General features: G+C 39.9%; 7 protein-coding genes and 2 pseudogenes. 3 read left to right on the top strand and 6 right to left on the bottom strand.

Annotation, left to right across the window (positions count from 1 at the left end; translation table 11 throughout):
• Both F6K54_RS28500 and F6K54_RS28505 read right to left on the bottom strand, forming a co-directional pair.
• Positions 1-2987, bottom strand: a 2987-nt coding sequence (locus F6K54_RS28500) for a TIM-barrel domain-containing protein (RefSeq protein WP_293085215.1), incomplete at its 3' end; no start/stop codon positions are given.
• A gap of 197 nt (positions 2988-3184) precedes the next feature.
• Positions 3185-3487 (bottom strand): annotated as a pseudogene (locus F6K54_RS28505) (RNA-guided endonuclease InsQ/TnpB family protein); the annotation flags it as partial.
• 396 nt (positions 3488-3883) lie between these two features.
• Here F6K54_RS28505 and F6K54_RS28510 point away from each other — a divergent pair.
• Together F6K54_RS28510 and F6K54_RS28515 are read left to right on the top strand one after the other, a co-directional pair.
• Positions 3884-4173 (top strand): annotated as a pseudogene (locus F6K54_RS28510) (RNA-guided endonuclease TnpB family protein); the annotation flags it as partial.
• 845 nt (positions 4174-5018) lie between these two features.
• Positions 5019-6422: a (Fe-S)-binding protein gene (locus F6K54_RS28515; RefSeq protein ID WP_293085217.1), complete on the top strand. Its 1404-nt coding sequence runs from the start codon at positions 5019-5021 to the stop codon at positions 6420-6422.
• A 284-nt stretch (positions 6423-6706) separates the two neighbouring features.
• Here the strand turns inward: F6K54_RS28515 and F6K54_RS28520 are convergent, their stop codons facing one another.
• Positions 6707-7201 (bottom strand): hypothetical protein, encoded by a 495-nt coding sequence (locus F6K54_RS28520; protein WP_293085220.1) that lies wholly within the window; start codon positions 7199-7201, stop codon positions 6707-6709.
• A gap of 365 nt (positions 7202-7566) precedes the next feature.
• Here F6K54_RS28520 and F6K54_RS28525 point away from each other — a divergent pair, with 365 nt between their 5' ends.
• Positions 7567-7692, top strand: coding sequence for a hypothetical protein (locus F6K54_RS28525; protein WP_293085221.1), 126 nt, complete (start codon positions 7567-7569; stop codon positions 7690-7692).
• Between the two features lie 314 nt (positions 7693-8006).
• Here the strand turns inward: F6K54_RS28525 and F6K54_RS28530 are convergent, their stop codons facing one another.
• The 3 genes from F6K54_RS28530 to F6K54_RS28540 all read right to left on the bottom strand — a co-directional run bounded on the left by F6K54_RS28530 (position 8007) and on the right by F6K54_RS28540 (position 12110).
• Positions 8007-9305, bottom strand: coding sequence for a serine protease (locus F6K54_RS28530; RefSeq protein WP_293085224.1), 1299 nt, complete (start codon positions 9303-9305; stop codon positions 8007-8009).
• A gap of 31 nt (positions 9306-9336) precedes the next feature.
• Positions 9337-10737 (bottom strand): serine protease, encoded by a 1401-nt coding sequence (locus F6K54_RS28535; RefSeq protein WP_293085226.1) that lies wholly within the window; start codon positions 10735-10737, stop codon positions 9337-9339.
• A 485-nt stretch (positions 10738-11222) separates the two neighbouring features.
• Positions 11223-12110, bottom strand: a complete 888-nt coding sequence (locus F6K54_RS28540; protein WP_293085229.1) for a serine protease — start codon at positions 12108-12110, stop codon at positions 11223-11225.
• Positions 12111-12683: the final 573 nt, after the last annotated feature.

Here is a 12683-nt window from a genome sequence, read left to right on the forward strand (position 1 = left end):
CAATTTTGTGGCGCATGTTCTGGAGTTTCTCCGGATAACGCTCCCATATATTGACCATTAATAGTAATGCCCTTCAAAGGACCAGTAGCACCCCGCTGCTCACTTGGATCGTGCAATACTGCCACGAAGAAATACTTCTCGAAAGGTGGCGTATATCCGTCATGGATGCGCTCCACTTTAATTTCCCGCCTCTTTTCGCTGGTGTAGCTGTGAGTAATCTTGGTCTCACGATATTCGTCGTTGGCGTTGGGATCGTCCACATCTGCTTTAGGAGCAGAAGAACGACTCACCCCATCATCCAAATACATACTGTATTCCCCTTGCTCCCCTGGATAGACATTCAGGGTAATAGGATTGGGCTTACTTTCTGCATTCAACTGTCCCACATATTGTTCCACTTCGATAGTCGGAATAATTGCCCCTGCCCGGACGTAGATCGGAACGATAAAGTGAATGTGATCGCCATTGACATTGATGTTGGCATCAAAATCCCGTATCGTTGTACCCCCTTCTGTAGCAGCACCAAGAGGCATAACGTTGTCCACAAAGCAATACCAGTTGCTACCTTTGGGCAGATAGACATCCCGTCTACCATTGTTGTTGTCTTCATATTGAGGGCGCAACACTGGAGCAATGAGCAGATCCTTGCGGACAAAGAATTGGTTGTTCAGGAATTGGTCTTTATCATTGTAGAGAGATTCATCTTGGGGATCGTTGAGGAATAAAGGACGACAGATAGGCATTCCATCCAGGGTGTTCTCAAACAAGGCATCATAGAACAACTGCATCAGTCGGTAGCGCAATGTAATGTAATGCCGACAAATGTCGGGAACCATGCGGTACAAATCTTGGGGTTCTGGGATATTGCCGCCCTTATAGTTATAAAACCACTCTACATACTGGAATGGTTCTTGGAACTCTTTGCGCCCTTTACGAACGTAGTGATTACGGAACCAGGGTAAGAAAGCCCCTGCACCAGTCCAGCGAATCAGCAGTTCTGGATTTGCCCACTTGCCGCTATCATAAGCTGCCTCTTCAAAGCCGCCGATATCTTGACCTGTCACTGCCAAGGCGTGCATACCTAGAGACAGGACTTGGGAAATATTCATCTGGAGGAAATCCCAGTCCGAAGAGTTATCCCCAGTCCACAACCCTGCATATCGGTGAGAACCAACATAGCTACCACGTCCGATGATAAAGTTACGGGTGTTCTCCCGTCCGGGTAGTTTATTGAGTCCTTCGTAGGTGGCTTTGTGCAAATTGTAGGAGTACAGGTTCCAGACATTGAGGGCTGGCTTCAACTCCACTGTTCCTTCAAAGTCGCTGTTCACCAGCAGTTTAAATGGTAAGCCCTTCATATCTCCACGGTTTTGACGGATCGCCGGAGTGGTCATATCCTGCCAGACAAATTCTAGTCCCTGATCGAACAGATATGTATATTGCTTGCCCCACCATTCACGGACTTCTGGACGGGCAAAATCTGAGTAGTGACCAGGGCTTCCCATATCGTTGCCATTGGCATCTGGTCCGTAGTACACTTCACCGATGTAAGCTTGGCCGCTGTTGTAACTGTCACCTTCAACCCAGCCATTATTGGGACAGCCTACTGTACCAGGACCATAGAGACCCCACAGTTGGTAATATTTGCTGTCGGGATTGTCCGCATCGTACCGCTGGTCTGTGATAAAGTAGCCTTTCTCTAATCCCTCTTTGTAGGTTGAGTAGTAACCTGGGTTATCTTTATCTTGGCTACTGATAACAGGGGTGATGTTGGTGCTGCACTTAACACCTTGCGATCGCAACCAACTGAACATCTCCTTATGACTGCCGAAGGTTTGCTCGTAGGGCGCGTTCTTATTCGTTTGGTAATTTGGCTTGATGGTGAAAGTCCGGTAGTTTTCTTGAATGTCCACATCCACCGCTAGACCATCAAGGGGAATTTGATACTGCCGATATTTTTCCACAGCCCACTTGAGGTCGGCCGCACATTCGTACCCATAGCAACCTTGGTGATATCCCAGAGCGTAACGTGGTTTCAACTCGGCGCGGCCTACAATTGCGGTAAAGCTATCCAAGATGCTCTTCGGGTCTTCTCCCAAGAAGACATAGTAGTCCATGTCCCCAAAGCGGGTGCCTAACAGATAGCGACCGGAATTGCTATAGCCAATATCAATGAATACTTGAGAGGGGTTGTCCAGGAGTACCGCATTGACGTTCTTGCTGCCGGGAATGCCATTGAACTCGTAAAAGAAAGGCTCCGAGTGGTAAAGAGGCTCACGGTTATCTAAAGGTCCACGATTATAGACCTGTCGATACCGCATATTATCGAAGTTGAAATAATTCAACTGGTCACAATTTTTGCTGAGTTTGGTTCCTCCCTGTTCGCCAAACCCAATATATTTACCATTGGCAGGCTTCTTCACCGCTTGGATGATGGCATAATCCTCTGGGTTATTGGGGTCTATTGAATGGGGAGTATAGTAAATTGGCGTGTCTGCGGTTTGCCATACTGGAATTTCTGCATATTCCGAATTGGATGGGGAGTTGTTGAAGACATTGATTCCAAAGGGAGTCAAGGTGACAACCACTTTCATCACGATGGAGTTAGATCCCGACTTCGTTGTCAAGACGATCTGGCCGTTGTCTTCTTTATAATCTAGATCGAAGATATATTGTTGCCTGGTTTCCTTGTCCGCCTCGAAGTTGCGGTGTTCCAGCAAGTGACTGAAACTGCTGTATTGGGCCTCGGTTGATTTGGTGGGGTTAAAGCGCACCCGCAATGTATCGTTCTGAATGACTTCGATCAACATCAGGCAATCGCTGCCATTGGCCTTCTTGAATTTCAGGCTTAAAGTCTTTTTATCCCCATTGAAGGAATGACTTTCTACCGATCCCAGTTGATCCCACTCTTTATAGCGGTCAAAATATTCTTCTACCCTGAGAAATTTGTATACGCGATCGCTGGGAAAAATAATGTTGTTGGACATAATTTGACTATTCTGCTTAATAAAACCAATATAAAACCAACATAAAACGTCATATAGCGACATTTTAATGTTTACTTCCTGCTTCTACGGTCACTGTCGGCAGTACTCCGTCCACAGGCATCAACGGTCAAGCAGACCGCATTTCTTGAGTGCGTCTTACATTCTGAGGTTTCCTCATCAATTAGCACTCGCTTTCTTCAATTAATACTTGCGTTTAAATCCCGGTCTATAGATATCCCACAATCAGGGCAGTCATAAGTTCGATTATTTAACGGCATATCTTGAACATGACCGCAGTTTGATAGCGCAGCTCCTCTGAAAGAGGCGCAAGTCTTAGAAGATGGAAAAAACCTGTCAACTACGGCTAGCTTACTACCGTACCATTGGCACTTATATTCTAGCTGTCGTCTAAACTCATAAAATCCTTGGTCGGCACCCACCCCTCTAGCTCCCCTCCCGGGAGGGGATTGGGGTGGGTTGTGGTTAGCTAACATACCGCTGGGGACGGATCTTTGTCACGTTGAATTAAATCTAACAAACTCATCCTACTCACCGATCTATCCTAGTGTCAAGAGAATTTTGTTGATATTAAGAAAAAATACAATCCAGACAATTTGTATCTTTTAATACAGTTTTTTTGACCGAAAAAATAGGAAAAATATAAAGCAAATATAAAATTAGATAGCTTGATATCATCTCCGCTTAATTAGCCATCGAAAAAGTTTCTCCTCCTGTAGCAGTTTTCATTTGGGTAGACCACAGTAGGGACGTTCCATAGAACTTCCCTACAAGGCTTTGCTTGTAAAGATGTGGTTCATCAATTTGAAAAGCGGTGCGACCCCACGACGATGCCAGCTCGCTTCCGGAATGCTGACCAAGAGAGGGAACGCGCACCAAGAGACCACAAATTAGCTAGAGCAATATCAGATGCCAATTGGGGAGAATTAGTCAGGCAATTAAAGTACAAAGCTGAATGGTATGGTCGTCAATTAATCAAGATTGATTATTTTTTTCCCAGTTCCAAACGTTGCTCTAGTTGCGGTCACATAGTAGAAAAACGTATCCACTCAATATCAGAGAGTAGGATTGTCCAATTTGTGGTAGTCACCATGATCGCGACATAAACGCAAGTATAAACATTTTGCGGATGGGAACCCGCGTCGGCGTTAGCGTTTGCGCAGCATGACCATAGGAAAGCTCCTCTGGAAGAGGCTAGACGCAAGCGGTCATATCATGTCCGGTTGAATAGTTAGACAATGGTTGTCCGAAGGCAGGAGGCAGGAGGCAGGAGGCAGAAGGTTTTCTCAAGAGTGTCACCTTAATTTTATACACGCTCCGATGCTACCGGACATGATATCAGACCCCGCGACGACGCCAGCTCGCTTGCGGAATGCTGACTAAGAGAGGGAACGCCCACGCTCGAAGGCTGCGGGACTCGCAGTGTCAGCGCCAGTCGCTCATGGGGGAAACCCCCAAGACCGCGCTAGCTTGTCTGTGGAGCGACTGTAAGATCCGAAGAGAGTAAATCTCGGAGGGCGGGTGCTATGTTAGCGCAGTTCCTCTGTCAAGAGGCAGCAGAAAGCCCCTAATATCATGTCCGGATAATCAGTGATAAAAAACTTTTTCCCTTCTAACCTCTTCTTTCCTTCTGCCTCCTGCCTCCAGCTCCCGCTGCCTTACCTCCTCCAAAGTGTAAGTATTCAACCGGACATGATATAACAGCGATGCTAGAGAATCCCGCGCTGTCTCGTAGAGCAGCCTCGGGAGGATGTCAATAATCTTGTCTATACCTATGTCTTGAGAATCAAACTCTTGGTTGGTATTACAAATAAATAGGTCTATATAGTACTACAAGAATTGGTTAAGACATTTTTCAATTCTGTTTCCTGACGTATTCCGCAGGCAAAACCCTTTTACAGTTAGCTATTCCCTGTTCCCTAGCGCTACGCGCTATATTTATTCATTGACAAATAGATTTATATATAGCACGATCAGTTAAAGTTAGTATCAACAAATATTTGAGCATAAGATATGCAGATAAAAGACATAAACACCCAAAATGATCGAGCAATTCCTGCCAAAGAAAGCAACTTTTTACAGCAAAATCCACATTTAAAATCTTTAACAGATAACCCTAGTTTTGACTCTCAAAAACCCCCATCACCCGAACTAATTGATGCTTGCGTTCATTGTGGATTTTGTTTGTCAACCTGTCCGAGTTATAGGGTAATTGGTAAAGAAATGGATTCTCCCAGGGGTAGAATTTATGCTATGGATGCTATTAACAAAGGAGAAATACCGCTCAATAAAACTACCTCTGAACATTTTGATACTTGCTTAGGTTGTCTTGCCTGTGTAACTACTTGCCCGTCTAATGTTAAATATGACAAATTAATCGCTGCAACTCGTCCGCAAGTAGAACGAAATATTAAACGTTCTTTACCTGACAAATTCATTCGCAATCTCATCTTTAATATTTTCCCTTATCCTCAGAGATTACGACCATTACTCATCCCTCTATTAGCGTATCAAAAATTAGGATTCCAGAAATTTATTCGTGCTACTGAACTACTGAAAAAAATCTCCCCCAGATTAGCAGCAATGGAATCTATTTTACCAGAAATTACTGCTGCTTCTTTCCAGGATAATTATCCTACGGTTATACCTGCTCAAGGAGAAAAACGTTATCGAGTCGGTTTGATTTTAGGTTGTGTACAAAGAATATTTTTCTCACCAGTTAATCAGGCAACAATTAGAGTTTTAACTGCAAATGGTTGCGAAGTTGTGATTCCTAAAAGTCAAGGTTGTTGTGCTGCTTTGCCAGAACATCAAGGGCAAACAAAACAAGCTCATACTTTGGCAAAACAAATGATAGATAGTTTTGCTAATACTGGCGTTGATGCCATTATTATTAATGCTGCAGGTTGCGGTCATACTCTGAAAGAATACGGCAATATTCTCCAAGATGATTCAGAATATTCTGAGAAGGCAAAAGAGTTTTCTGATAATGTTAAAGATGTGCAAGAATTTTTAGCAAATGTGGGAGTGACAGCTAAACTTTCTCCTTTAACTGAAGAGGAAGAATTGACCATAGTTTATCAAGATGCTTGTCATTTATTACACGGTCAAAAAATTAGTTTGCAACCCCGAGAACTATTACAAAGAATTCCTGGAGTGAAGTTGCGCGAACCAATAGATGCTTCTTTGTGCTGTGGCAGTGCTGGAGTTTATAATATGTTGCAACCGGAAATAGCTGATGAGTTGGGGCAACAAAAAGTAGAAAATTTGTTGAATACAGGTGCAGAATTAATTGCTTCTGCTAATCCTGGATGTTCTTTGCAGATTAAAAAACATTTAGAATTGCAAGGAAAGAAAATGATTTTAATGCATCCAATAGAATTATTAGATTATTCAATTCGAGGAGTTAAGTTATAAGAAAATAAAGGCATAAGTTCATTAATGGATAATGGATAATTACCTCTGGTTAAAACCGCTTATCCAAACATGATATTAATTTAGAGATGGAGAGCGATCGCTCTCTTTTTTTTCACACAAACCCTAATTACATGACAAAAAAATAAGGTCTCAAGCCTCGGCCTCCCCTTGGCTTCGCCATATCCAATCGACATTTCAAGCCTTTAACTTTCCTAGGTCATGCTGCGCAAACAGGCAGAGGTACTGATAACTGATAAAAGTTCCTGCAGTAGACTGGCGGTCGTTTAAATGTACAAATAAGGTAATATCTGGACAAGCAAAATTAACATCAGCATTATGCAATTGAATAGCAAAAAGCTATTAACAAAAAAGTCTATGTTAATTCCAAAATTGAATAGATTATTTGCACTAAATGTTTCCCTGGCAAAAGAAGAAGTTAATACCTTTTGATTATTGCTAACGAATAAATTGCTAATAGAATAATTATTAGTATTATTAGTATTACTTACCTGAGAAGCAAATCCTAATTCTCCTGGGGAGAAAAATCTGTTATCCAAATCAAAGGAAGCATTTGGACTTGGTGACAGGTCTAGAGTTGTCTCTGTAATATATGTTTCATCAGAATATTCATCAAAGTCAACCTGAAAAGAATTGTTTTGGCCCAAGAAAGAATGAGTTTCAACAATTTTCTGAGTTGTAGCAGCTTCTACTATCCCTGTTGATAAGGCGATAATGGCTGTTCCAACCGTAGTTAAAAATAGTTTTTTTGCAGTTATCATTAAAGTTTTCTTTTATTTAAGGGTTTGATCGATTTCTTATATCATGTGCGGATAATTGTTATAAAAAAAACTTTCGCTTTCTTCTTCTTTCTTTTTTCCTGATTCCTGACTTCCCTTCCTGGGAGGGGGAGGGGCGAGGGGTGGGTTGACTCATTTATAACTGTTCAACCGGACATGATATTAGTAGACCTATATAAATCAAGAATTGCAAATTTATCACAGATTTGTCTAGAGGGTTGATGCCGTCTTTACCAAATCTTGATAATTTAAAACTGAATAAATACTACTATAAACTGCTGTACAGACCTTGCTGTAGGTATTACAATAAATTACTGATTATTTCTGAAATATGAAGATTGTGTAAAGTGTTAATACCATCGCAGAAGGAAGAAGAAAGAAGGAAGAAGGAAGAAGAAAGAAGGAAGAAGGAAGAAAGAAGAAGGAAGAAAGAAGAAGGAAGAAGGAAAAATATTGTGTTGTCTGAGTTTTAAGCTTTTGATCTGTCCTAACTTTAGAAGGTCTCTAAATTGTAGTTGATGTACTAGATTCTCGCTCTCGATAACCATTGCCAACTTCCCTCGCACAGGGTTGGGATAACATTACCCTTACTCTACTTTTAGGCCATGCACCGAGAGACTGACATTGCTAGTGTCCGAATCCTGGGACTAGGGAGTCACACGGTATCCGCGTGGGAAGGAATTTAACCTCCATGTTTATCAGAGTTACCCTTTTATAGGGCTGGCTGAACGTAAACCCCTTGGTTTACTTAGGCCAAACGAATCGCACACCGGACATGATATTACACTCAATCTAACAATAAACTCTCACGACCACCAGAAGGTTCATCCCTAATCATATTCTCCAACTCAAACGTATACAGTTTATAAATATCATCAACGACATCATTAGGGTCATTAAACACATCCTCATTTGCGTCAAATTCTACTTGACCACTACGACTAGCAACTTCTAGATTTTTATATGTGATACCAGCTTTGATAACTTCAGGTCTAAGTAGCTCTCGTCTGAAAGCCAAATCAAAATTCAACTCTTTGACCAAACCCTCAAAATAATTAACATTTTGCCCACTGCTATACCGCTTTTGTAACTTATTAAAATCAAGACTCTCACCACTCGAAACATTATCAGAATCAGATTCACCTCCTGCCTCAATACTCCCGCCACATAAAGGTTTACTCTGACTACCTAATCCATGACTGCCAACAACACGACCATTACTATCAAACACAGGTCCTCCACTCATACCAGCAGCAGTTTCATCAGTGTAAAAAATACTATAACCCAGGTGTTTAGGAGTAGGGTTAATCTTTCCCCTCACTGAACCCCAAGCTAAACGGCGTTGTCTGCGAGCTACTCTGTTACGACATCTACCTGTCTGCGGGTCTTGCTCTCTTTCTGGATCAGGCCAACCGGAAATATATACTCTATCATCGATCTTGACCTGATTAGGGTCTCCTAGAGGAGCAACTATATAACTGTTTGTGCTTTCAAAGGTGACGATCGCCAAATCTATACCTCTTATTCGATCTGTTCCAATGCTGCGGTCAACTATATCCGTACCTGCAATAAAGCGATCGCGACAGCCAAATCTCACCAATATTGTTAATTTAGGATTACCTTTTAGAGGACACCCCCGATGGTCATTAACGTTTTTAACAATATGAACTTTCCCATCATAAGTTCTAATTCCATAATAAGGAATACCTCCCAACTGCTGCCAATACTGTTTACTATCAAGGTGTCTTTGTATAAAATTATGAGCTACAGTTAAGACATAATATTTATTTCCTGTTTTAGCAATAATTACTCCTGAACCTGGATTCCAAATCCCTGATTTTTGTAATGGGTTATTACGATTTTCTTCTAAGTCTTGTCGTAATTCAGGGGTTAATGCCGGAGCAATTAATACAGTTGTTTGTCGAGCGATCGAATTAATTTCTGCTAGAGAAAGTTGAGCCATAACAGGAGTTGATGTTAGACAACTGAGGAAAATTCCACCCAGAAATATAGATAATTGTTTAGTTTTTTTTTTAAAAATAGCATTTTTCCTAGTTACACCTACTACATTATTTTTACCATTCAATGCACTTTATATTTTCTGATGCTACAGTTATCTATAATATATTTCCTTCATCCCGAATACGCTTTTTGAGAGAAAAATCAAACAGTTTATAGATATTTTTTATCGTATCATAAGGATCTTCAAAACCGCCCTCATTTGCTTCATTTGGGTCGATAAATTCAGACTTTTTGCCGATGCCACTTTCAGGAGAAGTTGGAATATCAGGAACTTGTTTTATTTCTGATTCAATTAGACTTTTTGAAGGAGCTTCTAATTTAAAAGATAAATTTATGCCCACCTGTGTAATTAATTGTCGAGAATAATCAACATTTTGGGCACTACTGTACATTCTTTTTAAGGTTGAATTATTATCCCGATCTAATAAATCTGAATTATTTTGATTGTTATTGAAATCCTTTTCTGAGTCATTTTGAGACTCAAATCCGGGAAACGGTTGCCAATCATTTTGTTCGTTCTGTTTTTGATTTTGTGCCAAAGTATTTTGATATTCAAATGCACTAGAATACTGCCAATTATTTTCTGCTTGTAATGAATCTTTTGAGGTAGAATTATTATTAGATATTGGTTGATATATTTGTCCACAAATAAGTTTATTTGCCGAACCTCGTCCGTGAATTCCAACTACTTTACCATCACTATTAAACACAGGACCGCCACTCATACCAGGACGAGTATGATCTGTATAATATAAGCTATAGCCATTATCCTGTTCAGTAACAGCAGTAGAAGCTTGTAATTTTCCCCATGCAAGACGCCTTTGCCTTTCAGGTGCAGGATCTTTACAAATTATTTTTCTTTCTGAATCTAATTGTGGAGTTCCATCAGGTTTGAGTTTCGGTTCCGCTTCAATTTTCGGCCAACCAGAAATATAAACTTTATCTCCCTCTTTTAATTGATTAGCATCTCCTAAGGAAGCAACAGGATAATTTTTTTCACTTTCAAAACTAACTATTGCTAAGTCATAACCATTTATTTTTTGACTTTCAAAACAACCAAATCTTATCAAAGCAGCTTCTAATCTTTGATTTTTTATTCTTCTGAAAAAGTCATCATTACATTCCTTACCATCATTTATTGCTGTAATCCGATGAACTTCTCGCTTGTCTCTGTAGCTTGTTACTATACCGTAATCTGTATCTTCAGCTATATGTTTTTGACTAAAGTTATGAGTTACTGTCAAAACATAATATTTTTTACCTTTTTTGGCAATAATTACCCCAGAACCTACCGTCCATTTTTTCACAGGTTTTCTAGCTAACAAATCATCGACTTCTTCTTTCGTTAATTTAGGAGCAATTAGAACAGTAGTTTGTTTTGCTATAGAATTAATTTCTTCTACTGTTAATTTTCTAGGAACTGCATCTACCCCACTACCAAGACTGACAATAAATCCAGTCATAGAGGCAGTAAATATATGTCTTATTTTAATCATATTTTTTTACACCTATTCAAAAAAAATTGTGTCAAAAACATCTCAAATCATTACAGTATATTCGGGTGCATCTCAATTCGTGAATAAAGCCAAAAAGTTATTGCTTTTAGGGAACAGGGAACAGGGAACAGGGAACAGGGAACAGGGAACAGGGAACAGGGAACAGGGAATATATAGGAAAAAAGTATTGTTGCTTGCTATGAGATGCACCCGTATATTCGGTGATTAATGTGGTACAATTGACGGGTAAATATTTTTTTCTTGTTATCTATCCAGTCCAGTAGTGGCGTGTCAAGCTGAAAATGGTGTATTAAATTTTTGAGTATAATTCTTGCCCTGACTAAGGTTTGGAGAATTTTCCTAAAACACTATTTCAAGCTTGACGCGCTACTAGACTGACACATCTAAAACTGTGCATTAGCTTTGAACTTGAAAATTCTTACTTTTGACTTTTGACTTTTGACTTTTGAATTGAATCTAATGCACTATTTTAGGTGAAACAGTCCACTACTTGACTCCTCCCTACTCCCTACTCCAAAATTATTAATATTCGTCTTGACGATCTCTGAAAAACCATCCTGTTGATTCAACTTAGTAATAGGAATTGCCCAGCTAGCACCAACCAATTCATCCAGTAACTCTTCCGATGGTTGACTACCATCAGAAAATCGATAAGCATCAAAGCCACCAAAAGCATATTTTGCCCGGCCAATAATTCCAACTAACTCACCATTTTGATTCAAAACTGGCCCTCCACTCATCCCAATTTCAATTTCATTACTCATACCAATTTTATAACCTCTCTCCAAGGATAAATTAAGTAGATGAATAACTTTACCCTTAGTTAAATTATATGGTTTAATTCCTAAATCTATAGTAGGAACTAAATTTATTGCTTTCTTTTCATAGTTAGGAAATCCAGCCACATAAACTTGCTCTCCTAAACTCAAGTTCCAATTAACATTAACAACAGCAACTTGATACTCATGATTTGTGGAAAATTTAACTATTGCTAAATCAAGTTCTCTAAAATTAAATCTAGTATCTTTCTGAGCAGAATATTCCTTTCCATCTACAGTTAAAACTGCCAATTTATTTTCTTGATTTGAATCAAGTACATGAGCGCAAGTTAGAACAAAATACTCAGTTCCTTTCCGAGAAATAATCACTCCCGAACCAGCAATATTTTCTCCTAATAATCTCACAGTCAGAGGTTTGGCGATCGCCTCCACAGTGGGATTATATTTAATAGTAGAAATAGAAGCTGCCTGAATTTGTGGAAGATTCACTTCTTCAGGTTTTGATGCTACCCGATAAAGACAAATTTCCAAAAAAGCTGGAATAATTGCCATTAAACTTATTAGTTGTTTCATTTGATTTAGTGGAAGTTTATTTGTCCCTAAAATTTTTGAGTGGAGATGTCTATTTTAATTATTTTGCTCAAGGACAAAAGCAGTGGGAGCATCTTGCTCCCTTGCTAGGTGCTGTTCATCCCCGTCTATAGCAGTTGAGACTATTATAGTTAGGATTTCAGGTAATTAGGGCTTGTTGAATAAATCTAAAAGCATTGACATATAAAGGATTTAACCTTTTTTGGGTCGAAAAAAGTGTCTGGTTTTCAGCTCTTCATGCTCATGCATGGAGCGTATTTTAGGCGCATAGTTGGGCAGAATAATCTTGGGACAAAACGCCCGCTCCTACCTCCTCGCTCATTCCCCTAATATCATGTCCGGTTGAATACTTACACTTTGGAGGAGGTAAGGCAGAAGGCAGGAGGCAGGAGGTAGAAGGAAAGAAAAGGTGAGAAGAGAAAAGGTTTTTTTATCACTAATTATCCGGACATGATATAACTCCTGTCTCCTGTCTCCTGTATCCTGTCTCCTACCCCTACGAAAAAAGACTTTTTCAGCAAACCCTAATTAGGGCTTGCTGATTAAATATCAAAG

It is taken from the genome of Okeania sp. SIO3B5 (genome assembly GCF_010692555.1).
Lineage (GTDB): Bacteria > Cyanobacteriota > Cyanobacteriia > Cyanobacteriales > Microcoleaceae > Okeania.